Source organism: Aporhodopirellula aestuarii (assembly GCF_023701485.1).
Classification (GTDB): Bacteria; Planctomycetota; Planctomycetia; order Pirellulales; family Pirellulaceae; genus Rhodopirellula; species Rhodopirellula aestuarii.
On record NZ_JAMQBK010000025.1, the window covers coordinates 44777 to 68683 of the forward strand.

27 protein-coding genes and 1 tRNA gene are annotated in these 23907 nt (G+C 57.6%); 17 read left to right on the forward strand and 11 right to left on the reverse strand.

What is annotated here, in order from left to right; all coding sequences use genetic code 11:
* Positions 1-672: 672 nt before the first annotated feature.
* Positions 673-1413 (forward strand): DUF2293 domain-containing protein, encoded by a 741-nt coding sequence (locus tag NB063_RS09855; RefSeq protein ID WP_250928556.1) that lies wholly within the window; start codon positions 673-675, stop codon positions 1411-1413.
* Between the two features lie 10 nt (positions 1414-1423).
* On the opposite strand, the gene NB063_RS09860 is transcribed toward NB063_RS09855, so the two are convergent.
* The 3 genes from NB063_RS09860 to NB063_RS09870 form a co-directional block, all read right to left on the reverse strand.
* A complete protein-coding gene (locus NB063_RS09860) occupies positions 1424-3553 on the reverse strand; it encodes a Tex family protein (protein WP_322975105.1) in 2130 nt (709 codons plus the stop codon).
* A 42-nt stretch (positions 3554-3595) separates the two neighbouring features.
* Positions 3596-4138: an ATP-dependent metallopeptidase FtsH/Yme1/Tma family protein gene (locus tag NB063_RS09865; RefSeq protein WP_250928558.1), complete on the reverse strand. Its 543-nt coding sequence runs from the start codon at positions 4136-4138 to the stop codon at positions 3596-3598.
* 236 nt (positions 4139-4374) lie between these two features.
* Complete coding sequence (locus NB063_RS09870; protein WP_250928559.1) at positions 4375-4527, reverse strand: hypothetical protein; 153 nt, start codon at positions 4525-4527, stop codon at positions 4375-4377.
* Positions 4528-4598: 71 nt separating this feature from the next.
* On the opposite strand from NB063_RS09870, the gene gcvT reads away from it, so the two are divergent.
* The 3 genes from gcvT (at position 4599) to NB063_RS09885 (ending at position 7313) form a co-directional block, all read left to right on the forward strand.
* Entirely contained in the window at positions 4599-5807 is a 1209-nt protein-coding gene (gene gcvT, locus NB063_RS09875; protein WP_250928560.1) for a glycine cleavage system aminomethyltransferase GcvT, read from the forward strand.
* A 101-nt stretch (positions 5808-5908) separates the two neighbouring features.
* A complete protein-coding gene (gcvH, locus tag NB063_RS09880) occupies positions 5909-6307 on the forward strand; it encodes a glycine cleavage system protein GcvH (RefSeq protein WP_250928561.1) in 399 nt (132 codons plus the stop codon).
* Between the two features lie 190 nt (positions 6308-6497).
* Entirely contained in the window at positions 6498-7313 is an 816-nt protein-coding gene (locus NB063_RS09885; RefSeq protein ID WP_250928562.1) for a lipoate--protein ligase family protein, read from the forward strand.
* On the opposite strand, the gene NB063_RS09890 is transcribed toward NB063_RS09885, so the two are convergent.
* The 5 genes from NB063_RS09890 to NB063_RS09910 all read right to left on the reverse strand — a co-directional run bounded on the left by NB063_RS09890 (position 7280) and on the right by NB063_RS09910 (position 14852).
* Positions 7280-8008, reverse strand: coding sequence for an esterase/lipase family protein (locus NB063_RS09890; RefSeq protein WP_250928563.1), 729 nt, complete (start codon positions 8006-8008; stop codon positions 7280-7282). The genes NB063_RS09885 and NB063_RS09890 overlap by 34 nt on opposite strands.
* A 306-nt stretch (positions 8009-8314) precedes the next feature.
* Complete coding sequence (locus NB063_RS09895; RefSeq protein WP_250928609.1) at positions 8315-9208, reverse strand: phosphatidylserine decarboxylase; 894 nt, start codon at positions 9206-9208, stop codon at positions 8315-8317.
* 453 nt (positions 9209-9661) lie between these two features.
* Positions 9662-11494, reverse strand: a complete 1833-nt coding sequence (locus NB063_RS09900; protein WP_250928564.1) for a UbiD family decarboxylase — start codon at positions 11492-11494, stop codon at positions 9662-9664.
* A gap of 81 nt (positions 11495-11575) precedes the next feature.
* Entirely contained in the window at positions 11576-12304 is a 729-nt protein-coding gene (locus NB063_RS09905; RefSeq protein WP_250928565.1) for a 3-keto-disaccharide hydrolase, read from the reverse strand.
* Between the two features lie 955 nt (positions 12305-13259).
* Positions 13260-14852: a glycoside hydrolase family protein gene (locus NB063_RS09910; protein WP_250928566.1), complete on the reverse strand. Its 1593-nt coding sequence runs from the start codon at positions 14850-14852 to the stop codon at positions 13260-13262.
* 253 nt (positions 14853-15105) lie between these two features.
* Here NB063_RS09910 and NB063_RS09915 point away from each other — a divergent pair, with 253 nt between their 5' ends.
* The 5 genes from NB063_RS09915 to NB063_RS32445 all read left to right on the forward strand — a co-directional run bounded on the left by NB063_RS09915 (position 15106) and on the right by NB063_RS32445 (position 18831).
* Complete coding sequence (locus NB063_RS09915; RefSeq protein ID WP_250928567.1) at positions 15106-15885, forward strand: sugar phosphate isomerase/epimerase family protein; 780 nt, start codon at positions 15106-15108, stop codon at positions 15883-15885.
* A gap of 6 nt (positions 15886-15891) precedes the next feature.
* Positions 15892-16749, forward strand: coding sequence for an NUDIX hydrolase (locus NB063_RS09920; RefSeq protein ID WP_250928568.1), 858 nt, complete (start codon positions 15892-15894; stop codon positions 16747-16749).
* Between the two features lie 93 nt (positions 16750-16842).
* A complete protein-coding gene (gene trxA, locus NB063_RS09925) occupies positions 16843-17166 on the forward strand; it encodes a thioredoxin (protein WP_250928569.1) in 324 nt (107 codons plus the stop codon).
* A gap of 223 nt (positions 17167-17389) precedes the next feature.
* Positions 17390-17462 (forward strand) — tRNA-Cys (locus NB063_RS09930).
* Between the two features lie 130 nt (positions 17463-17592).
* A complete protein-coding gene (locus NB063_RS32445; RefSeq protein ID WP_250928570.1) occupies positions 17593-18831 on the forward strand; it encodes a tyrosine-type recombinase/integrase in 1239 nt (412 codons plus the stop codon).
* Here the strand turns inward: NB063_RS32445 and NB063_RS09940 are convergent.
* Genes NB063_RS09940 through NB063_RS09950 form a run of 3 tightly spaced genes read right to left on the reverse strand, consistent with a single transcriptional unit; the run spans position 18812 to position 20306 of the window.
* Positions 18812-19282, reverse strand: coding sequence for a hypothetical protein (locus tag NB063_RS09940; RefSeq protein ID WP_250928571.1), 471 nt, complete (start codon positions 19280-19282; stop codon positions 18812-18814). The two genes, NB063_RS32445 and NB063_RS09940, sit on opposite strands and share 20 nt — an antisense overlap.
* A 59-nt stretch (positions 19283-19341) precedes the next feature.
* On the reverse strand, positions 19342-19932 hold the full coding sequence (locus NB063_RS09945) for a hypothetical protein (protein ID WP_250928572.1): 591 nt from the start codon (positions 19930-19932) through the stop codon (positions 19342-19344).
* Complete coding sequence (locus NB063_RS09950; RefSeq protein ID WP_250928573.1) at positions 19929-20306, reverse strand: hypothetical protein; 378 nt, start codon at positions 20304-20306, stop codon at positions 19929-19931. The genes NB063_RS09945 and NB063_RS09950 overlap by 4 nt, the downstream gene beginning before the upstream one ends.
* Before the next feature lie 200 nt (positions 20307-20506).
* Here NB063_RS09950 and NB063_RS09955 point away from each other — a divergent pair, with 200 nt between their 5' ends.
* The 8 genes from NB063_RS09955 to NB063_RS09990 all read left to right on the forward strand — a co-directional run bounded on the left by NB063_RS09955 (position 20507) and on the right by NB063_RS09990 (position 23762).
* Positions 20507-20776: a hypothetical protein gene (locus NB063_RS09955; RefSeq protein WP_044256597.1), complete on the forward strand. Its 270-nt coding sequence runs from the start codon at positions 20507-20509 to the stop codon at positions 20774-20776.
* The gene (locus tag NB063_RS09960) at positions 20773-21123 is read left to right on the forward strand and encodes a DUF1580 domain-containing protein (protein WP_250928574.1); all 351 of its coding nucleotides are present in this window, start codon (positions 20773-20775) and stop codon (positions 21121-21123) included. The genes NB063_RS09955 and NB063_RS09960 overlap by 4 nt, the downstream gene beginning before the upstream one ends.
* Before the next feature lie 35 nt (positions 21124-21158).
* Positions 21159-21434, forward strand: coding sequence for a carbon storage regulator (locus NB063_RS09965; RefSeq protein WP_250928575.1), 276 nt, complete (start codon positions 21159-21161; stop codon positions 21432-21434).
* Positions 21431-21637 (forward strand): hypothetical protein, encoded by a 207-nt coding sequence (locus NB063_RS09970; RefSeq protein WP_250928576.1) that lies wholly within the window; start codon positions 21431-21433, stop codon positions 21635-21637. Before NB063_RS09965 ends, NB063_RS09970 begins: the two co-directional genes overlap by 4 nt.
* Positions 21634-22068 carry a hypothetical protein gene (locus tag NB063_RS09975; protein WP_250928577.1) on the forward strand — a complete coding sequence of 145 codons (435 nt, stop codon included), beginning with the start codon at positions 21634-21636 and terminating at the stop codon, positions 22066-22068. Before NB063_RS09970 ends, NB063_RS09975 begins: the two co-directional genes overlap by 4 nt.
* The gene (locus NB063_RS09980) at positions 22065-22328 is read left to right on the forward strand and encodes a hypothetical protein (RefSeq protein ID WP_250928578.1); all 264 of its coding nucleotides are present in this window, start codon (positions 22065-22067) and stop codon (positions 22326-22328) included. The genes NB063_RS09975 and NB063_RS09980 overlap by 4 nt, the downstream gene beginning before the upstream one ends.
* Before the next feature lie 64 nt (positions 22329-22392).
* Positions 22393-22686 carry a hypothetical protein gene (locus NB063_RS09985; protein WP_009102800.1) on the forward strand — a complete coding sequence of 98 codons (294 nt, stop codon included), beginning with the start codon at positions 22393-22395 and terminating at the stop codon, positions 22684-22686.
* Positions 22686-23762, forward strand: coding sequence for a hypothetical protein (locus tag NB063_RS09990; protein ID WP_250928579.1), 1077 nt, complete (start codon positions 22686-22688; stop codon positions 23760-23762). The genes NB063_RS09985 and NB063_RS09990 overlap by 1 nt, the downstream gene beginning before the upstream one ends.
* The last annotated feature ends 145 nt before the right edge of the window (positions 23763-23907 follow it).

Genomic DNA, 23907 nt, shown 5'->3' on the forward strand with positions numbered 1-23907 from the left:
CACCGCTCGGCGATAACTCCTGAATCTATTCGCCGGAGGCGAAGCAAGGTGGCCGTTTGCTCGGGACATCGAGTGATTTAGTGTTCTTCTTAGCGGAACGGCGCAAGCCGTCCGGTCCCGAGTCACCGGACGGTTCGCGCCGTTCCGCTACTTTTGAAATCCTTCAGTAATCCAATCGACGTCACCCGCAAACGAAGCTTACGGAAACGCTCGTCCGCGGGGGAAGTTATTTGTTTTAGTGTCTTTTTTAGCGGAACGGCGCAAGCCGTCCGGTCCCGAGTCACCAGACGGCTCGCGCCGTTCTGCTACTTTTGAAATCCATCCGTAATACGATCGACGTCCCTAGCGAACGGCCACACTAATAACTTCACAGCCTGTCCCAGGCCGTGAATTGCAAACGCTACCCGCTTTCGGCGTGGCCCAGCAACGTGAGAGGCGAAAGCTTGAATACGTCTGCCAGAAATTGACGCTATCCAGCTCGTGCCGGTTTCTCCAGCCTGAGCCTCTTAAAACATTTCGGCTTTGGCGTTTGTAAAATCACGCAGGTCCGGTTCCCGCAGGACGGACTCGATTTGGCTGTAGGAACCGACCCTCCATCCCATCTCAATTTTCACTACGAACAAAAGCCGCGTTCGCGAGCGAGGCTAATTATCTGGTTGACACAGGGACTCGATGCCAAAAAGAAAATCTGCCAAACCCAAGCATCCCGACCCGGATCCCAATCTGCCACTCGACCAGCAAACGCTCATTGTGGCTCCAGCACCAGGCGATCGTGCCGTGGTCCTGCCGTCAGGTGACGTCGTGCCGGTTCCTGATTCTTGGTCGCTCCTTCCGCCGGGTGACGCGGGCGTGACACGGCGAGTCAAAGCCGCCGGTCCGACATGGACGATGAAAGAGCGGAAGGGGCGTCGCGAGTTCTCTCAAGGTTTGTGGGCGGATACCGCTCAGATCGAAACCGCAAAGGCTTCGATGGAGGCCACCCGCAACACGCCGCAATACGCCAAAGCCAAGGTTGCCGCGAAGGTTCGCCGGGAAGAAAAGCAGGAAGAGTACGTCGAAGACTTCCACACCGCCGTGGTTGCGTTCTTAAACTTCAATCCGGTGTACGCGTCCATCGCCGATCGATTCGCAGCTGCCGTGACGCAGCACGCCACGCCTGTCGGCAGCGGCACGGTCGCACGAACTCAGCGCATCCCAATCGAGCGACGGGCCGAGTCGGCCGTGATCGCTTGGATGCGACATCAGACGACCGCCTACGACAACATGACGATCGCCCGTGTCAAAGGCGAACGGCGCGAAGTCCGGCGACAACTCGCGGCGCAGTCGCGGCGTCTGCTCGAAAAATACCGCAGCGGTGCGGACGATGCGATGCAGTACTGCCCGCTCGCCAAGGCTCTGCGTTCTCAGGCGTAACCCGCGGCCACTAAAACTTGCGTGTCACCGCAATCCGTTTGCGATCCATGTCGACTTCGAGCACTTTGACTTTCACGACATCGCCGACCGAAACGATTTCACTCGGGTCGCTGACGAAACGGTTGGCTAATTGAGAAACGTGGATCAACCCGTCTTGGTGCACCCCAAGGTCGATGAACGCACCGAAGTGAGTGACGTTGGTGATCACCCCTTCGAGAACCATCCCGACGGCGAGGTCCTCCATCGAGTTCACCGACGAATCAAACTTCGCCACTTTAAATTCGCTCCGCGGGTCCCGTCCCGGTTTGGCGAGTTCCGCGATGATGTCTTGAATCGTTGGGAGGCCGAAGCGGGAGTCGACAAAGCGTTCTGGCTTGAGTTTTTGGCTCAACGTTGCATTGCCGACGAGTGTTGTGGTGTCCGCTTGTAGTTCCTTCGCCATCTTTCCGACGACGGGGTAGCTTTCGGGGTGAACGGCAGAGTTGTCGAGCGGTTCTTTTCCGCCGCGGATCCGTAAAAAGCCCGCCGCTTGCTCGAACGCTTTCTTTCCGAGCTTGGGAACCTTCATCAATTCCATGCGGCTCTCAAACCGTCCGTTTGCATCGCGGTAGAGCACGATGTTCTCGGCGAGTTTGGGACCGATGCCGGCGACGTGGGCGAGTAGCGGGACGCTCGCCATGTTCAAGTCCACGCCGACACGGTTAACGCATGATTCGACGGTGCGGTCGAGGCATTTACGGAGTTGTGTTTGGTTGACGTCGTGTTGGTATTGACCGACACCGATCGATTTGGGGTCGGTTTTGACCAACTCCGCGAGTGGGTCTTGCAAGCGGCGGGCGATACTGATCGCACCACGAACCGTGATGTCGAGATCCGGGAACTCCTTGCCTGCCAGTTCGCTGGCCGAGTAAATCGACGCACCCGATTCGCTGACCATCACTTTGGTGACATCGAGTTTGTGTTGGGCAATCAAGTCGGCAACGAAGGAGTCGGTTTCGCGGGATGCGGTGCCGTTGCCGATCGCGATGAGTTCGACATTGTACTTTTGGATCAGGGCGAGCAGGTTCTTGCCGGCTCCGGCGACATCGCTCTTCGGTGGCGTCGGATAGATCGTTGTGTTGGCGAGGAATTTGCCCGTGCCGTCAACGACGGCGACCTTGCACCCGGTTCGAAAACCGGGGTCGATCCCGATCGTGACGCGCGGTCCCGCGGGCGCCGCCATCAACAGTTCGTGTAGGTTCTTGCCGAACACGTTGATCGCTTCTTCATCGGCACGTTCCTTCAACATCTGCAACACCGTCGATTGGGTCGCGGGTTGAAGCAGCCGGTTGAAACATTCTTCCGCGGCGGTTTGCAGTTCGCGATTGAACTCGAACGAAGGGTTTTTGATGAATGTGGACTTGATATGCGAAATCGCTCGGTCGTCTTCCATCGCGAGCCCCACCTTGAGCACGCCTTCGGCTTCGCCACGCAGCATCGCGAGCAAACGGTGACCGGGAATTCGCGAAGCGGGTTCTTGTCGATCGATGTACTGTTCGAATTTGGCTGCTTCCTCCTTCTTGCCACGTTTGACCTGGGAAGTGATTTGACCGAACTTCGATCCCTTCTCGACCATCCACTGACGCACCTGGGCGTCTTCACTCCACTGTTCCGCGATGATGTCGATTGCGCCCGCGACCGCGGTGTCGGTGTCAGGAACCTCAAGATCCGGATTGACGAATGCGTCGAGAATTTCTTTTTTGGAACGGTTGAGTTTGGATTGCTGCAGCAGCAAATCGGCGAGCGGTTGGAGGCCCCGTTCTCGAGCGATCGTCGCCCGCGTGCGACGTTTCGGTTTGAACGGCAGGTAGATCGCTTCGAGTGTGCGAAGATCTGCGCATGATTCGATTTCGCGGCGCAGTTGATCTGTCAGTAAATCCTGTTCCTCGATCGTTTTTAAAACGGTCACCTTTCGAGCCGCCAATGCGGTTGCTTTTTCAAGAGCGTCTTCGATCGCACGCAGCGCGATCTCATCGAGGCCCCCGGTGACTTCTTTTCGATAGCGGGCGATGAACGGAATTGTGTTACCTTCACCCAGCAATTCCACCACCGCCGTGACTTGCTTGACGGGCAAGTTCAGTTCGCGTGCGATGGACTCAATCATCTTCGAATCGGTGGCGTTAGCAGTGGAGGTGGCCATGGACTAATGGTTTCGTTGTTGAGCTTGTTGGAAATGATGTCGAACGGATCGTCCGCTGATCGTCGTTTTATTGAGCAGTTCCTTTGCAATGCATTCGATTGCCTCGACGTGGGCCGCGTCCCTGAGGATGTGCTCCGTTTTGGCCAGCATTCGTCGCTGCAGCGTTTCGTGTTGTCGCGGGGAGGCCGCACGTGTGCACAATAGATTGGCAACGTCTTTCAAGTCACGTGCGGCGCCGCGGTGGCAATATTGTCCGGTAAACCGGGCTTCGGCAACCATCCCAGCCATCAGGATCAACACGTCATCTTCGAGCGGATCGTGCGAGCCTTTGAACCGTCCCTTCTTGACTTCGCAATGCCCGAGTCGTGCGGCGCCGAACTGTGGTTTTCCCGGCGCAATCGTGACTTTGTGAATCGTCCGTCCCAACGAGACCGCCATCACGGCATGCCCCGCTTCATGGTGGGCAGTCGCGATCTGCTCGGGAGTATGTTCCGCCGGCAGCGGATCGTTGTCGGCGGGGGAATCGTTGTCGGAGTTAGCACGCATGATATCGATCATTGAACCCGATCCGACCCGTTTCCGCTACGGATGCATCCGAGTCGGGGACGTCATGCGTTCACCGCTCAACTTCGCAAAAAGATGCAACCCAATAAATAAAAATCACCTTTGTGCACTCACCCCGCGATTGCCGCGGTGACGGATTGCGGCTTTCATTTTCCACTCCTGCGATTGCGACGGTTTGGTTTCGTCCCGGAACGAAAATCGACCGCCGGAGGACGCGGTCAACTATGAGGATGCACGTCGTTTTCGCGATTCAACTTTTCGTACGAGGGGTAGTTCCGCTGTTTCGACTTGGTAAACTCCTGATCGCAACCTGGACGAACGAGGATTTTTGATTCGTCGTTCTTCCGGGGAGCGGCATTGATCTTTTTCATCTCGAACGTCCCTTCGCTGCCTTGATCCGTTAGCACATAAACGGTCGAGGTGTGCGCCAACGAATCCGCCCATGACGAATTCTTCTGCATCCGCATCGCACGAGCCAGCGGCAAATGACAGTCTCGCCAAGACTCCGCTCGACCAGTGGCACCGCAACATGGGCGCAAAAATGGTCCCCTTCGCGGGCTATGAGATGCCAATCCAATACGCGGCACCCGAACCAACCGCGACCGGAGAATCGAGCGGCCCCAAACCCGCCAGTGGGATCGTTGCCGAGCATCACGCGTGCCGGACCAAAGCCGCCCTGTTCGATGTATCCCACATGGGACGGTTGCGATTCGACGGCGAGGGAGCGGCTGAGTTTCTTGACCATGTTTTGACTCGCCGGGTTACCGATCTGCCCGTCGGCGGCGTTCGCTACAGCATGGTCTGCAATGCCGAAGGCGGCGTGCTCGACGATGTGCTCGTTTCCCATTTGGAAACGCCCTCCGAACGCCGGTTTCATCTGTTAGTCGTCAACGCATCCAACCGGGCCAAAATTCTGAAGTGGATCGAGCCCCACCTCGCGGACTTTCCCACCGTCACGATGTCCGACCGGACCGAGCTGACCGCGATGATCGCCGTGCAAGGACCCATGGCGATTGAAGTTTGCAAGAAACTGTTTTCGTTCGATCCGTCGCGACTCAAAAACTACGAAGCACGGATCACGGATCAATTTGCCAAACCCGTCATCGTCAGCCGCACCGGATACACGGGCGAAGACGGTTTGGAATTGATCGTGCGTGCGGAAGAAGCGACCCGCGTCTGGGAAAACATCATGCTGGCCGGTCGCGAAGCCGGATTCACCGCTGCGGGACTCGGTGCCCGAGACACGTTGCGGATGGAAGCCGGGATGCCGCTCTATGGCCATGAACTCGATGAAACGGTTGACCCGTTTTCGGCCGGTTTGAATTTCGCCGTCAATCTGCCCAACCGCACCTTCATCGGTGATGAAGCATTGCGAGAAATCAAGCAAAAAGGACCTTCGCGAGTTCGCATCGGACTGCTGCCCGAAGGCAAGCGGCCTGCACGCGACGGTTGCGACGTGCTCGATCAAGACGGCCAAAAGATCGGTGCGATCACCAGCGGCGGCCCATCGCCGACTCTTGGTGTGCCGATCGCGATGGCGATGGTCGATGCCAAGCACGCCGCCGATGCTCAATACCAAATCGACATCCGCGGAAAAACGACAACCGCTCGGTCGACAAAGTTGCCGTTCTATCGTCGAGCCGTTTCCTAAGTCGGCCAGTCTCGACCGCTGATCGCGTCCGCTCTTCTTGGGTAGACTATTAAACGCGTCGAGTTTTCTTTGTTTGTTCTGTTTTCCTCGAGAGAGAATCCATGTCACGCGACACCACAAAACTGCGATACGCCGAATCTCATGAATGGGTAGATGTCACCCAAGAAGATGGAGTGGCGATGGCGACAATCGGCATTTCAAAATTCGCGATCGAAGCACTCAACGATCTGGTCTACATGGACCTCCCCGAAGTTGGCCGAACTCTGACGGTTGGTGAAGAATTCGGCGAAGTCGAATCGGTCAAAGCGGTCAGTCCGCTGTACAGCCCCGTGGCCGGCGAAGTCGTTGAAGTTCACTCGGACTTGCCTGATAACCTCGAAGCGCTCAACGACGATCCTTACGATTTCGGTTGGATCATCAAAGTCAAACTGGATGGCGATTTGCCGGACACGTTGATGGACCACGCTGCCTACGAAAAACAGTGTTCCCAAGCAGGCTAATGCAAATTGGTGACTCTGTTTCATTCCCACGACGATCGACGCGTGGCAACCGCCCCGCGTCGATGCTGCTTTATCCGATCGACGTTATCAGTGGTGTCCGGCACGTGATGCGCAGGCACCAATCACCTTGCTCTTTGTTGACCGGGTGCGGCACCGACATTGCGAGTCACGATGATCGCGGAGCCGCCGCGTGACCACTGAGGAATCATCGACCACGCATGGTCGACTATTGCCGTTTGAACGTTGCGACGCGGCCGCCAACATGGCCATCGATGAAGCCATTGCCGAGGCGGTGGCGACGCAATGCGTTGCCCCGACCTTGCGGTTCTACGGATGGTCACGGCCAACGTTGTCGTTGGGGTATTTTCAAGCGATCGCGGACGCTTCGCCATGGGCGAACTTGCCGGTTGATATCGTTCGCCGCTCAACCGGAGGCGGTGCGATCCTTCACGACCTGGAACTGACCTATTCGCTATCGTTGCCCTTGACTGATGCGGGGCCTGGGGCTCGTGAAGGCGTCTACCAAACTGTGCATCAGTGCGTCATCGATACGCTGCGATCGATCGGTGTCACCGCGGTGCCCTACCGAGACACAGCGCCCGCTGCCGAAGCAAAAACGCAAGATGCAACGCGGGCAATTGCATCTGGACTGCGATCAAAGCGTGACGAACCGTTTCTCTGTTTCCAACGTCGCACCGACGAGGATTTGATCTGTAGCGGCTATAAGATTCTAGGCAGTGCCCAGCGTCGGGTACGCGGCGGTGTCTTGCAGCACGGCAGTTTACTGCTGCAGGTTTCCAAGTTCGCCGCGGAGTTGCCGGGGGTTGCCGAGCTCACGGCCGTTTTTTTCGAGCCAGCTGCGATCGCCAATTCGATCGCTGAGCGGATCGGCCGAGCCATGTCAATCGATTGGCAGTTGGGTGAACTTACCGCCGACGAACAAGATGCCAGTCGGCGGATCCAACGCCAGCGTTACGCCGCGGCCGAATGGACCGAGCGACGCTGAGCGACACGTGGAAACGGGATTGTCGTCGGAGCCGATTCGAGACGTTCTGATTTCAAAAATCGGATCGCCATTTCGATCGCATCTGGATCCGCGAGCAGTCCTTGATGCGTTGTCGGCAGCGTCACGTGGTCACGCTCACCGGACAAGTGTGTGGCGTCGGGGTTAACGACGAAGTCACGCTCGGCAGCAATCACGCCGACCGAAATGTGTTGGAACGGTGGCAGGCAGCGGACATAGCTGGCGGGTGTCTCGGACAACTCGATCAGCTGTGGGAAAAATGGTGCGAACGGACCCAGTGGAATGCGAGTCAGCCTTGAGCCCGCATTGGGAGGGGCCAACATCACGATCCGGCCGCATTTGTGATGAAAGCGAGTCTCAAGTCGGGAGTCGTGAATCGCCGCCCGCGCGATCACGCTGCCCATACTGTGCGTGACAAAATGGATGCGGCGGATCTTGGTCGATTCGGCCAATTCGCACAGATCACGACTCAAGCGGGCCGCATGATCCACTATGGAACCACGCAGGCTCGCGTAGTTCCAGTGTCGCGTTTGGTAGCCCATTTCGCACAAAGCGTCATCGATACGCCGCATGCTGCAGCGGCCAGCCAAGAATCCGGGGATGGTCAAAACCATCTCATCGGAGGCGATTTTCGGCGCGTGAGACACCACGCTGACGGAAGACTCATACGCAGCCATGTGTTCGTTATCGACAACGACAAAGGGAAACTTTGACGAAACCAGTCGCTGCCAAGCCTGTTAGCACCTGAACAGTAGCTACGTTCGCTAGAACGTGGGCCACTACCGGCGGGATTTTAAATGTAGCGGAACGGCGCGAGCCGTCCGTTCCCGAGTCACCGGACGGCCTGCGCTGTTACGCTAAAACGCACTAAAACAATCAACGTCCCCCGAGACCGAGAATCGTACGCAATACCCGCCTCCAGAGCCTCAGCCACGCAAGGGGCCAAACCTCCAATACCTCCACCACAACGTGCCGCTCTCCAGCTAAACCGACGTGCCCATATGATCACCGATCTGAGCGTACAGCTCGCGGTGTTGCTGTGAGTTCTCAATCAGGTCGGTATCAAACCGAATTCGACCAGCTTCGAAAATCGTGATCGTCGACGAACCCCCAAACCGGAAGTAGCCTTTCTCGTCACCTTTTGAGACCGCGGCACCCTCCTGATACGTTTGGCAAATGCTGCCCACGCAAGTCGCACCGATTTCAAGCAACAAAACCTTGCCAAACTCGGGCGAATCGAGTTCGGTCACACATCGCTTATTGGTTGCGAGGATGTGGATGTTTTGGCAAAGCGCGATCGGATTGACCGAGTACAACGGTCCGTTGATCAGCCTCGTTGGACCCGGGACCCCCGCCGCAGGGAAGTGAAATCGGTGGTAGTCCACTGGACATAACCGCGACAACAAGAGGCTACCACCGGCGTATCGATCCGCGAGCGATTTATCGTCGAGCAGCGTTTCCAGATCGAACATTTCACCTTTCACGAACAGCCCGTCGCACCGCGAAAGGTCTGGAACGCAGAGGTGCCGTCCGTCGGCGGGGAAGACGACCGACGTCGGATCCGGATCGATCGGTCGAGCCTCCGGCTTCAGACGTCGATAGAAGAACTCATTGAAGTTTGCAAAGTCATCGACGCTACAAACAAACTCAGACGCATCGAGTTCGTAATCTTGGATGAATGCCGAAATCTTCTCTCGCGTAACGGGGCGATCCATCCTCCAGCCGTACCAGCGTGAGAACAACGCCCGCTTCACGAGCAGGTTCAACGAGAGCCGTCCTGCCAGTGACCCGTATGTCCATCGCAATGCCTTGTCCCCGTAAACCTTCTCAGCGCAAGTTTGATCGAGGTATCGGTCGTAATAAACAATCTGATCCATGGCACACGCAAGTCGGCAATCGATGGCATTTGTCAAACGCGACATTGTGACAGACCACCGAGGCAGACAACACCACCAGCGTTTTAGTCGCGCGGTTGGGGTTCATTGCAACCGTTACAGATACCGTGCCAACGGGCCGCCGCGTGCCGCTCGCGCGTCCACCTTGGCGAGCGTAGCTCAGTCTCTCGGGACGTCGATTCAATTGCTGCGGAATTTCAAAAGTAGCGGCACGGCGCAAGCCGTCCGGTGGCACGGGACCGGACGGCTCGCGCCGTTCCACTAGGAAGAGGACCATATCACTCGACGTCCGCCGAGACCGCGGCATTGATTTCTTGCCGTAGCTACCGTCGCCAGACGGTGGATCAGGTTCGGCAAAGGTAGCTACCGATAAAACGCCTAATCTTTCTCTAGAATGCTCTGGCTAGAAATCTGTCCCGGGGTTCATTGCAACCGTTACAGATACCGTGCCAACGGGCCGCCGCGTGCGGCTCGTGCGTCCACCTTGGCGAGTGTCTCTCGGTCTTCGATCAGTGGCGGCGCGTGGTGTGGTTTGACTCTCGCGTCGATCAGCAGCGGGCCGCGACATCCCCAGTGTTTATCGAGCACAAATTCGTCCACCCCAGCGATATCGATTGCCGGATTGCTGCGCGTGAATGTTAACCACAACCAATTGTTCAAATTGGCGGCTGCAAATTCGGCATCGTCGCACACCGTGATCAGTGGATATGACTTCACGGTGTCTTGGTTCGCAAGCGCATCGGCGAGCTCAGACACCTGTTGGCGGCCGGTTTCCGTTTCATGTTTCGGCGCAGAAATCGCGAGCACGCCCGGCATCACCACACGCGCGTCTCGAAAACCTTCCGGGAGCGACAGGTCCGAGGGTAACGTATGGGGAAGTTCTCGAAGTGCCTCGCCACGAGCGGCGATCACGACTTTGGAACCTTGATTGAGCCCGGTGCCGGAGTAGTCGAGCGTGTCGATGGTGGTGCGGGTGTGGAAATGCAAGTCACGACGCCAGTCGATGCGACGCAGAATGTGTTGGAGGAACGCGCCGATTTCGTGAATCTTGAGTTCATCACGTGGATCGTCGGTGATCCAAAGATATTTGGCCAGAGACAGTTGCCCGTTACCCAAAATCGCGTTGGCCTGTGTCAACAATTCCTGGGGTTCGGCCGCGTTCAGGTATGACATGTAACGTTCACTGCCGATCGCCAATAACAATGGGTGTACCCCTGAGGCGTCAACCGCATGCACCGCTTTCACGCCTGGGATCACGCTCGGGATGATCGGATCGGTTAATTCATGAATCAATTGCCCGAAGGTCGTGTCTTCTTGGGGCGGTCTGCCGACCACCGTGAAGGGCCACACCGCACCGTCGCGGTGCCAGACTTTGTCGACCCGCATGAACGGGAAGGGGTGCTCGAGGGAGTAGTAGCCGAGATGGTCGCCAAACGGGCCTTCGGGCATCGTCGCGGTAGGGTCGATGCGTCCCACGATCGCAAAGTCGGCATCGGCGTAAACGGGAGCGTGATCGCCGCGGATCATTCGAGTCCTTCGCCCCGCCAGCGCGCCCGCGAATGTTAATTCCGTCAACCCTTCGGGCAGTGGCATCACGGCGGCCAAGCTCATCGCGGGCGATCCACCGACCGTAATCGCAACCCGCAGTTCCTCGCCTCGGTCCATCGCCGCTCGGTGATGAACGCCGATGCCGCGATGGATCTGATAATGCAATCCCACCTGTGACTGCGGGTCGTATTCATTGCCCGACAACTGCACCCGGTACATGCCCAGGTTGACCCGCATCAAATTGTCCGGCGCCGACGGATCGGCACTCAGGACTTGAGGCAGTGTAACAAACGCACCGCCGTCATCGGGCCAGCACTTCAGTTGCGGCAATTCGGAGAGGCCGCATGAGTTTTCCATCACGGAACCACGCCGCACGCCGCGGGGGAGCATGGTCATCGCGGTCAGCGGCACGCCGGCATATCGCATCGGTCGTTTGGGCAACGCCGAAGGATCGACTTTAACTTCGATCAAACGTCGCACCGATTCCAACGTGTCGCGGAACAGGTAGCGTGCTTGTTCAAGCGACGCGAACAGATTCGATGCCATCGGAAAACGGCAACCGCGGACGTTAGAAAACAGCACGCCCGGACCGCCGTTGGCATAGACACGACGTTGAATCTCCGCCATTTCCAAATGTGGATCGACTTCGTCAGTGACCTCGATCAAACGTTGGCCACGACGAAGGTCTTCAACAACGTCTCGGGTACTGCGATGCTTCAACGAACCGGCTTTTGGTGACGGGAGCGACTCGATCTACGAGATGATAACCGGTTGTCAACGAAGCCGTCGCGTCGGACGCGGCTACAGCGAGCGAAAGCGAATATTCTTAAATTCCGCCCACATCGGTTTGCCCGCGTGGAGTTGGAGACCGAGCACGCCATCGAGGAGGGCGAGTTCTTCTGAATCCGTGAAGTCAAGAATCAAGCGGCCGTTGAGATAGTGCTGGATGTGACGGCCCTTGGCAACGATTCTGACATCGTTCCAGTCGTCCAAACGGAACAGCTCTTTGAATTCTGCAGGGGTGATCAAAGTCTCCAGGACTTCCTTCTTGTCACCTTTTTGAACCGCCTTCTCTCCGACCAAGCAGATGCGACCCCGGTTAAGACCTTCGCCGTAGATGAACCCCGAAATGTTAGGGAAGTCGACTTCGTTGCGGACTTCGTGTTGATAACCCTTGAGCGACCATTTGTTGGGAGCTTTCGGGCTCGTGTTGTGCTCCGATCGGTACTGGATGCCCGAGTTGTTTGTCGCGTTGCATCGGAACGACAGTTCGAGTTCGAAGTCAGCGGTGTTGCCGTCTTGCCAAATCAAAAACGTGTTGCGATTGGCTTTGTTCTCTTCGGTCGTTTCACCATGAATGACTCCATCGCGAACCGACCAAAGCCTTGGATCGCCGCTCCATCCTTCCAGGTCGGTACCGTTAAAAAGCGATTTCATTTCGGTGTCGGTGGCCGCAGTTGGCGAATCAGCCATGGCGGGAACAGCGATACAGGCAACGAACAAGGCGGCAAACGAAACTTCACGAATCATCAACGACTCCAGCGAACGGTTAAGGTGGTGGGAAATGGGGTGGGAGGTGGCACTAATAATCATAGCGGAACGGCGCGAGCCGTCCGGTCTCGCCCAAGTTTCTATACCGACAACGCACTCGCTGGACAGCGATACTTTTCACGTAGCTCGGTCTCTCCGAGACCGATGCTCACGGGCGTTACCCGCTTTCAGAGTCTCAGAGCGACTTAGCTACGTAAGAGGCGAAAACCCCAAAACGTCTACCAAAAACTTTCGCCGTCCAACCAATGATTTGTCTAACTTCAACTTGAGTGTTGCTTCAACCGGAGGGCTCGCGCCCTGCCTCTAAAAATCATAGCGGAACGGCGCGAGCCGTCCGGTCTCACCCAAGTTTCTATACTGACAACGCACTCGCTGGACAGCGATACTTTTCACGTAGCTCGGTCTCTCGGGACGTCGGTTGTATTACTGAGGAATTTCAAAAGTAGCGGAACGGCGCGCGCCGTCCGGTCCCGCGTCACCGGACGGCTCGCGCCGTTCCGCTAAAAACATCACTAAAACAATCAATGTCCCCTGAGACCAATAATTGCGGGGGTTACCCGCTTTCGGAGTCTCAAAGAGACTCAGCTACGTAAGAGGCGAAAAACCCAATACGTCTACCAAAAAATATCGCCGTCCAGCCAATGATTTGTCTAACTTCAACTTGAGTGTTGCTTCTACCGGAGGGCTCGCGCCTTACCGCTAAAAATCTTAGCGGAACGGCGCGAGCCGTCCGGTCTCATGCGAAGTTGGAATGCCGACAAAGCACTCTTTCTCGCCGCCCAGGTTACTTGCCCGCAGGTGGGCACGCAATCATCCATCTATCAAGGGCATCCGATCCACAAAGATAGACAAAACACTGATGCAATGGACTGCCGCGGTGGTGAACCGCCTACCGAGCTTCGCGATAACACGAATCCGACAGCGGGACGGGATCCTAGCCACTGGTCAGGTGTTCGTCGGTTTGCCGCGGTGACGCCAGGCGGACGATCTCGATATCGGACAAACGGGCCACGGCGGTCTCGAGGTAAATCCCCAAATGGCCGCGCGAGAACCGGTGATCGGCAAGCGACAGGACAACGCGTCCGTCGATGGAAAGTTCAATGTAGCTGCCAAAGGCGATCAATTTCACGTCTGCCGAGCCACGGATTTCCCCGTGCCAGAATCCCGACTGCAGCGATGCGAACTGCATCATATGCTCGCCGAGACTGAGTTCATCGGTACCCCAGGCACGCAGCTGAGCCACACCCTTATACAGGTCCAACGAAATGTAGTAGCCATCGCGGGTTTCAGGATCGATTCGAAACACAAGGCCGCATTTGCCGAGACCATCCAGGCTCAATTTCGAGGCGAAGCGAAAGTGTTCCAGTTCACCGTCGAAGACGAACGCTTGAAAGCCGCTCTCACACGCAATCTCGAGTTGACCGTTGTCGAAAACGCAACTCTGTTCCGACGGCTCCGCATCCTCGATCAACCCATGCACGCATTGGGCGGCGATGGTTTCCCGAACGTAATTGTCGATGCCCTCAAACGTCACCGCTCGTAACAGCCCCTCATCGTTTTGACGCAAACGCTTCGGCGGCGGCATGATGTTATTGGACAGCCGATCTTGCGTCGTCATGGAATAGAAATTCCATAACAACCAACCCTGATCGTCCCGACAGACGCGGCCCGCGTAGTTGCCTTGCGCCAACAGCACGTTGTCGTGATAACTCTGCCAACGGTCACGCAAATCATCAGAATGCCAGTAACGGATTTTGGCGTCTTCGCGGATGCTGCCGATCAGGTAGTGGTCGTCGTCAATGCAGATCAGATTGGGGACCTCGATGTCGTCGTATAACCGGGGGTGGTGCAGCGGCGGCATCGCTTTGAAATGGTTGGGCTCGACCTCTTTCATCAATGCTACGCACCCCCGCCGAACGATCGGTCCATGATTGACGCGAGCCGATGCCATCAGCCATCCGTCTTGGCCATCGTGAAAATAGTACGGGTCTCGAAAACTGATCCAGTGTCGTCCTTCGTCGAGGGAAGACTCATAAAACGCTGGATCAGGCTCGAGCGGAAAACAACTGTGCTCGTCGTACGGGGCATCGCAGCACGGTATCGCTTTTTGTCGACTGAACTTCACCGCTTCCTTGACCCGCTGCGGATCGTTCGGGCCGCGGTGGTCCGCCCAATGGACCGGCGATTTTTTCCAGTGAAACAGGTCGTCGCTCACCGCCATCCCGATCCGTTGGTAATCCCCGTGGTCGCGGCGAGACAACCCCGTGTAAAACATCCGCCAGCTCCCTGGGTGGTGCGGATCTGGCGAAATGTGCATCGTCCACAACATCAAATCGTCCCAACTGCCGGGATCACCGACAAACAACGCGTTGTTGACTCGCCGCCAATTGAGCGCGTCCGTGCTCACCGCGTGAGCGATGAAATCATGGTTGGGCAGGACCAGGTGAAAGAGGTGATACAACCCGTCGTGAAAGATGACATCGACATCGCCGATCGCTTTCCGGCTGCCAGCGGTTTCCGAAAACATGTTTCACTCAAACGCATATTGGGAGAATTTATGGAGAAGGATGGGTGCGAGTCTAATAGAAAGAAACCGGACCGTCATACGAGCCCCCACGCGAACTGTGAGCGGTCCCCGATTTCGCCCCACTGAGATTCCCCCGACTCGGCTGGACTTGCGAGGTACGGGAAGGTTAGAGTGAAAGCCTCTGGGCTAGGCAATTTAGGTCGAGCCGAGAGTCACCGATTTTTATGCTTGCTCACTCGAAAGGACGCACCGCGTGTTTGTTGCCGCCTCGACTCTATGTTGGCCCGATCTGGAACTTCAGGCTGCGATCGAGCTGCTTCAGGATCTCGACTTTACCGCCGTCGAAATCGCCGTCCAGGAATCGATCGGCCCAGCCAAACCTAGTGAATTGCTTGCCGACGAGGACCGCGCCATCCAGCTCCTGCGGTATACCCACCGGATGGATATCAGCGGATATCGCCTCGAATTGGCCAGCACCGGGGAAGAGCATTACGCTCAATTCCACACCATGTGCCGGATCGCGAAAGCCACCAAGGTTGTCAATATTTCCGTCCCCTCGGCTGAAAAGGGGACACCATTCAACGAAGAAGTCGAACACCTCAAAAAACTCGTCGCGATCGCTGAAGGCGAAGGTGTGCGGCTGAGTGTGCGGTGTATGCTCGGTTGTCTCAGCGAAGATCCTGATACGCTGCTTGTCCTCTGTAATAATATCGATGGGCTAGGGATCGCCCTCGACCCCAGCGTGGCGTTAATCGCGTCGGCCGAAAATCCGGCGGTCGCCAAAGCGATGGCGGTCGGCAAGGGCTTTGACCAGTTGCTGAAATACGTCACCAACGTCCAGCTCCGTGACACCAGCAAAGACAAATTCCAAGTCAGTGTCGGGCAAGGTGAAATCGATTACGGGAAAATCGTCACCCAGCTCGAACGCGAGAAATACAACCGCGCCCTGACCGTCGACATGGCTCCGATGGACGATCACGACCATCGCGTCGAACTACGAAAACTGCGTCGGTTGCTCGAATCCTTGATCTAGACAACGGTGAACCTCAACACGTCACGATCGAACCACGACACGCCCGGCAGCATCAGCCCAGGCGGAGCATTGGGAGCGCTCCACGATTGGAATGCATTGCCGCTTAAACAGATGGCCGCGGGGCTGTCCGAGCGGCTCGAGCGGCTTCAAAACGCCTCGCTGGCGGACTCGCTCGATTGGAACATGACGCCGCAACTCGCCTACGGTCGCCACCGTGGTCCCGCCCGCATGAATTCACGGCGGGCTGCCGTCGCGGTCGGAATGTATTTTGATCCCGATTGCGGCTGGGTTTTTCCGCTTACCCGGCGTCCCCACGCGCTCAAACATCACGGGGGCCAGATCTGTTTCCCCGGCGGCCGCATCGAACATGATGAAACGCCGCCCGAAGCGGCCTTGCGTGAATTCGAAGAAGAGCTGGGGATTCCCGCGGACGTCTACCGGATTTGCGGCAATTTGCCGACGCAGTACGTCTACGCCAGCGACAACGAGGTGACCCCAGTCGTTTGCGTGATGCGGAAGCCAGAAATGCCGTGGAAGCCCGATCCGGGTGAAGTCGACGAAGTCATTTTGTTGCCCCTGGCTGCGGTTTTCGAGCAAGCTCGAGTGCAGCCTATCTGGCATCGACGGGCGGTACAGGCGGCTGCTGACCCGGCCATCGAAGTCGCCCAGTTTCGCTTCAGTGCCCCCGCGTTCGTGCATCAGTCGCTGCGAATTTGGGGGGCAACCGCGGTGATCCTGGACCAGTTGGCCCAGTGTTTGCTGCCTCATCGACCTCGCCTTCAAGAGCGGCAATCTCTGCCAACTTGGCCGGACTTCCAACACCAGGCGGCGGAAGCCTCTGGTGTGCGAACATTGAGACGATAAATTGTATCTACTCAGACCTCGGCTCGGAAAATCTCCTGCGGTCGCATAGAACATCCAAATCCTCTTCACAAACAACATCAACAGGATCCAATCATGGCCTCTGACGCCGTCAAAGAATTCACCGATGCAAATTTCGATTCCGAAGTCCTCAAAAGCGATTCGGCTGTTCTCGTCGACTTCTGGGCTCCATGGTGCGGCCCTTGCCGTCAGATCGCTCCGATGATCGACGAACTGGCCGAAGAGAACCCAGGCGTGTCGATCGGCAAAGTGAACATCGACGAAAACCCAGGTGTCGCTCAAAAGTTCGGGATCAACAGCATTCCCACGTTGTTGCTGTTCAAGAACGGCGAAGTCTCCGAGAGTTTTGTCGGGATTCGTCCCAAGGCTGCCCTTCAAGAAGCGATCTCGTCGGTCTGATTTGAAAAAATTCGTCCGCGGGAGTTCAAGCTCTGCGACGAAAATGTCGAATAGACGGTTATCACCGAGATTGAGACCATGAAGGAAAAAAACGGGGCAACCCGGTCTTCCTAAACGGACCAATTTCTGCAAAGTTTGTCATCGGCCCAAACGTTCTCTTCGGAAACGTTTAACTCCCACGAGAAATTTCTCAAGCGGGGGTTTGGGGCCAATGGATCAGGAAGGCGACGTGGCCAAGTGGCTAAGGCGAAGGATTGCAAATCCTTTATTCGTGGGTTCGAATCCCACCGTCGCCTCTTTCAAAAAGGCGGATTTTCTTTATAGCCGAAACACCTTTGGGTGACCTGCCGAGTTCTGGCAGCGCGGCGTTTTCTTCGAAGCGCAAAACGGTAAATACCGTTTTGGGTTTTTACCGAAAGCGTAATCGTGCCCAAACTCTCTCAAGCTGTCCCAAAGTACCGGAAACACCGGTCTTCTGGCCAAGCCGTGGTGACCCTCGGCGGCCGTGATTTCTACCTCGGCCCCCACGGATCGAAAACGTCGATTCAGGAATATGATCGGCGTGTCGCCGAGTATCTGGCAGGTGGTCGTCAGGTGCCGATGCCTGGCTCCGTCACGATCTGTGACCTCTGTCTGCGGTTTCTGAATCACGCCGAGACCTACTACGTCAAAGATGGTGTCCAGACAACCGAGGTCGGATCGTTTCGGCGGGTGATCCATACCGTCTGCTCCTTCTATGGTGATGAGCTGGTGGTGGATTTTGGACCGTTGGCCCTGAAAGCCTGTCGGCTGCAGTGGATCCAATCGGGCGTCACTCGGGAGACCGTCAATAAGAACCAAGGGCGTCTGGTTCGGATCTTCAAATGGGGTGTGGCTCAGGAAATTGTGCCGCAGGAAATCTGGAAATCGCTCACCGCGGTGGAGACGTTGCACAAAGGACGGTGCGAGGCACCCGACATGCGGGACGTTCCACCGGTGGAAATCGAGCGAGTGGAGGCGATTCTCGAGTTTTTGTCGCCCGTCGTTCGGGCAATGATCTCGATGCAACTACTGACCGGAATGCGTCCCGGTGAAGTTTGCAAGATGCGCCCCCGTGATATCGACCGATCGGAAGACGTTTGGGAATACCGCGTCGGCGGGCACAAAACAGAGCACCACGGGCGTGCTCGAACCGTCTACATCGGACCGGAGGCCCAGGCCGTCATGACTCCTTATCTTTTGCGAGCAAGCGACTCCCACTGTTTCTCGGCCGCGGAATCCCGCGAATGGCATCGAGAGCAGGCTGCTGCCAACCGTGTCACACCTGCCTCTTGCGGGAACGCCCGGGGCCGCAAACGGGATTCGCGATCCCCGAGTAAGAACCAACGGCATCCGCGAGAGTTCTTCACTACGGCGAGCTACGGCCAAGCGATCGGCAGAGCGTGCAAGCGGGCTTGGCCGGTTCCCGACGAGATCAAACATGACGAAGTCGTTTCCAAAGCATGGGAGGACTCGCATCGTTGGGCACCCAACCAGCTTCGTCACACCCGGGGGACAGAAGTCCGCAAGCGGTTCGGTTTGGAGGCTGCCCAAGTCATCCTCGGGCACAGCAAAGCGGACGTGACCCAGATTTATGCCGAACGCGATCGGGACAAAGCGATCGAAGTTAGCCGCCAGATAGGATGATCCGCGGCGGCGTCGGAACCACGACCGAGAGGTCATCCGCGTAGATACCCAGCTGCATGTCCTCGATGTCGCGCAGTGACCACGACGCGAGGGCTTTGGCCATCAGCATCCGGTCACGTTTGGACGGTCCGAACGGGCGGCTGATCGCGTAGGCCGGCCGCGGCGATTCGGGTTCATACAGGGCGACCTTCAGCATTTGCGGGGCACGAAATTCGACGCTGCTGCCCAAATAGAACTGCCGCGGTTTGCCGATGTCCTCATCGAATCCCGTGATCAGCCACCGCGACCGGTTCAGCAACGGCCGGCGGAGAAACTCGGCCACGGTCAGCGGCTCGGCCATCAGGTCACGCACCTTGATCACACGGATCCTCCGGCGGCGGCAGTGCTCGAGTTGATCGACAAGAGTCTTTTCTGGATACGTCAGGTCAATCTTTGATCCTGGTTCGAGCATAGCGATGACACCCTAAATGGCGTTCTATTACGGTTGGGTTAACCGTTCAGGGTGATTTGCTAGCATGACACGTTTGGTCGCTTGGTCCGGTTCGACGCTTTGAGCGCCCAACGCAGGACTTGGAATAAAATGACCGTCACGATCAAACACAACAGCGTCGCGAACATCGCTTCGATCTGTTCCAGAGCATTGGCGGCCGCACCATAAGCATTGTCAGTTGCAAAGCGATCGCGGTGTCCTAGCACCGAGGCCATATTCCCCAGCATCAGCAGACACGAAACGATAAATGCAAGGGCGGTCGGAACCAAAAACAGCATCCAGGCAAACTCACTCACCATCGAAGCAGCCATGGATGCGGGACTAGGGTGCTCGCCCTTGCCCGGCTGTGGTTCCACGATTGGTTCTGGCACTGGAGTCGCCGCAACCCCCGTATCCGGTGGTACAGGCGGGCTCTCCACCGGCATGAACGCAACCTCCTCCTCAGGTTCGTCCGCCACCCGCCACAAGCCCAGCTTGTTCTCTTTCCGGCAGTTCGGGCAGGGGATCGACCGGTCATCACCGATGCCCATCGTTTTTTTGGTGCTGAAAGACTTCTCGCACTCAGGGCAACGAAGCTTTTCTGAGTTGAGATTATTCGTCGATTCACTCACTTCGCGTCTCGCTTCTTCGTTCCCTTTCGCGTCGCCTTCGGTTGAGCCGCTTTCTTGCGTCTCCGCGAAGCGACCGCGTCGGTGATGTCATCGTGTCCGTCCAGGATCGTTTGTTCATCCGGCGACGGCTCCACCGGTTGGACCGGGGTGCCCGCCCGGTGCATCGCCAGCGAGATCCTCAATTCCGGCTCGAACGATTCGAGTGCATCGAGTCCTCTGCCCAGCGACTGGCTGTAGTTCACCTGCAGGGATTCGCCCGCATCGAGTTCCTCGGTGCACTCTTTGAACGTGCGCAGGATCATTTCCAGCCGGACCGCCGCCGCAGCGATGGCTTCTCGACTGACCGGTTCAGGCGTTTTTGGTTTGCGGGCCATGCGAATCAACCAATGAACGAATAGAAAATCAATGCATAAATAGCATAACAGGAAATTTAACTGCTTGCCAGTAAAGAACTTGCAAGTGGATTTGCTTTGCCTAAAGAATTTATTCATTGATTCGGTAAATAGTCTCGCCTAGCATTCGGCCCGTCAGGCAATCGCCTGGTGTTTTGGCAAACCTGCAATGTGAGGAAGAGATGCCGCAATCAGTAACCAAGGCCGTTCAGTTTCGGTCCAACGCGATCAACGTGGACTGGGACACGTTGGTCAAAGGCGGGACATGGCGACTCGTCAAAGGTGACGACTTTACCGGTCCCCGACGCAGCCTCGTTGTCGTCGCTCATCGCGAAGCAAAGGCACGGGGCAAGAAAGTACGCACGATCAGCGACGGCGAAGACTTGATCGTCGAGTTCTTCGCGCCGCCCAAACGCAGCACGTGCAAACCCTATCGGAGGGCGGGCTCGTGAGCGGTTCGGATGTCGACGTGGCCGTGACCGATTGGATCGTCTCCAAAGAGATCCCCGCCGCCGTCGAAGACATGACGGGGTTTCGGCCCCACATCAACACGGTCAAGCGGTGGCGGTCCAACGGTGTCGCCGGCGTGCGACTGCGGTGCGAGTACTTCGGGGGGACCTACCGCACCACGCGGACATGGTTGGCCGAATTCTTTGCCGCCTCCAGCGAAGCGAAGCAGACACGACGGTCCCGGCGCAATCCAACGCACGCCGGACAACCGCGTCGGCCAATCGGGGAAGTCGCCAAGCCGCGGGCGATGACGGCGCGACAGCAGTTAGAGGCACGCGGAGTTTTGTGAATGTTGATTTCAGTCTTTACGGATGAGGTTTTGGAATGTTGGTGTTGAGTCGAAAGAGTGGCCAGCGAGTGGTCATCGGCGGCGAGATCGTGGTGAGCGTGATTGAAATCCGCGGCGACAAAGTGCGGCTCGGGATCCAAGCGGCACGGTCCATCCCCGTGCATCGCGAAGAAGTCCACGAGGAATTGCAAAGCCGAGCAAGGCACGAGCAAGACTCCCAAATGGAAGTCGATGCGAACACCGAGGCTGCCCGCACGTCGTTGGCGATCGATGCGGCCGCGAACAACTCGGGGCGGGAGCAGCGGTCATGAAGCAGGACGTCACCTACTCGGCCGAGCAGGCCAGCGTTGTGTTAAAGGTTTCACCCGCCAAGGTCCGGTGGCTGATTCATCGGCGGTATCTCCGCGCCCGTCGTTTCACCACGTCCGACGATGTCGTCATCGCACGCCTGGAACTGGCTCACTTCGGAATCGCCTTCGGCGTCCCAACCGGAATCTCTGGAGGACTGCGATGACGCGGCGCGACCGTTGCCACCGCGAGCAAGCCACGTTGTTCGCGTTGATGGAATCCGCACCCACGCACCCGATCGCGCCACCGCGATCCGGGCAACTCGTTCGTGCCACGGATCCGGCGACCAGCGAAGCGGCGGCAGAACGATTGGTTCGATCGGGAGCCCATCGCAGCAACCTGCTCGATGCCTTAGCGCTCGTTCGACAAAACCCCGGTCGAACCGCATACGAACTCGACGCGATCGACGAAGCCAACAGCGGCAACGTTCGCGACAAGACAGACCGGCGAATCAGTCGCCGACTTTCGGAGCTTGCCGACAAGGCGGCACCCGAGATTTTCAGAGGCAAGAAACGCGACTGCCACGAAAAAGGATCGCCATGCGCGACATGGTGGCCCATCGAAATGTACGACCAAATCACCAGGAATTCCCAATGACCATGCAACTGCAAAAGACCGACGACATGCCCGACGCACTCAACAACACCGACTCACCACGCGACACCAACGGTCGGTGCCTCGTCCCCGGTGCAATGTATTTGTTCTCCCGTCGGGGCCGCGCCAAGACCGAGAACGTCATCGCCCAGCACGACTACGAAAACGACGAGTGGATCCTTGTTCCCGTCGACCGCCCCCGTGACCGCCAGCCCTGGAACACGTTCCCCGATCCCGACGAGGTCAAATTCAAACGCGTTTAACACGCTGGCTGTCCACCGCCCCGAAACTAATCAACCGCACCCAAACCGTACGAAGGCTGCCCCCATGGGAGTGATCACCAGCTCACGTCGCATCAGTGACAAGTCACGCCGTGAACTCGCGCAGATCATCGCCAAGTATGGAGGTGACCTGTTCCGGTTTGTCAGCACCAAGACGACCGATCGGATCGAAACATCCGACGGGTTTGTGGGGGCCACGATCAGCCGGTGCCACGACGGCATCGCCTGGCACGTCGACGGTCCCGATTCGTTTCCCGGCAGCCGCGGCGACGGACCGACGCGAGAAGCCGCCGTCCGAATCCTCTGTGTCTTGCTCAGTCGGAGGGCCAGCCGGCTGTGATGAACGAGTCCACCCATCCCCTGCTCGATGAGATCGACGAACGCAACCGCCTCGATGCGCTGCGTCGTCGCGCCTGCGCCCGTCGCTGCGAAGCGATGGAACGTGCGCTCGTTGAAACCGGGTTCGCCAAAGGGACCTCGTACTGGTCCGTTGCCATGTTAATCACCCGCATCAGCAGCGACTGGGAACCACTGCAGCGGTCACTCGATGACTTGGCCAGCGACAAGGCGATCGCCACGACAACCAACTGCCTCACGTCACGCAAACGCATCGTCCGTCGCGCCCTTCACGAGCTCGCGTCCTACGGACTGATCCGATTCGAAATCACCGATGGAGCCAAGCGACGTCGCACCCGACGCGAATCCAACTTGTGGATCGAGCTCAACCGAGCGGGAATCGAAGGGAAGGAATCGCTCGAGAACTGGAGCCGAGATGCGGACAACGCGGCGGACACTCAGGCGGACAAAACCCGGACAACGCAAGAGACAGCGGAGCGGACAACCGACGGACAACGCGGCGGACAACCCACCGTTCTCTCTTTATACCTTCCCTTAGATGCCCAAGAACCCGTTTCCCCGTCACCCTCCGAAACCAAACCCGAAGCCAAACCCGACGCGAAACCCCAAACGAAAACCGAGACGACGACGACGGAAGTTTTTGATTCCGTTTTCAAACCATTGAAGGACGCCGGCGTCGAACGGGTTCGAGCGTTGATCAACGAATCCAAGCGGTGTGGCGTCTCACCCGACGAGCTCGCCGACGCCGCCTACGTCGCCGCGTACACCCCCGGCCTCACCGGCGGCGCGATCTTCGACTACGTCCGCAGCGGCGGATGGCCGGTCTCCGGAGTGCGATCGGCCGAGCATATCCGCAACGAGCGAGCGACACGGAGCCATGCGATCCGCAAGTCCGTCGCGGCCGACGCGGCTCGATCCGGCAAAGCGATCCCCGATTGGTACATCGCCGCCGTCACCGCCAGACGATTGATCGAGCGCAATCTCGACGAGTTCGTCACCCCCGACGAACGTCAGGCACTCCACCGATTGGAATTAAAAGAGAGCAAGTCCGCAGTATGAAACTCTCCAAAAACTTCACCCTCCCCCCGGGAGGGTCGAGCGAAGCGAGGGGAGGGCCGGGCACAAACCCAACACTCACCCTCCCCGGCCCGAAGCGGGCCGACCCTCCCGAAGGGAGGGTGAAGCAAACCGCACGACCCCATTC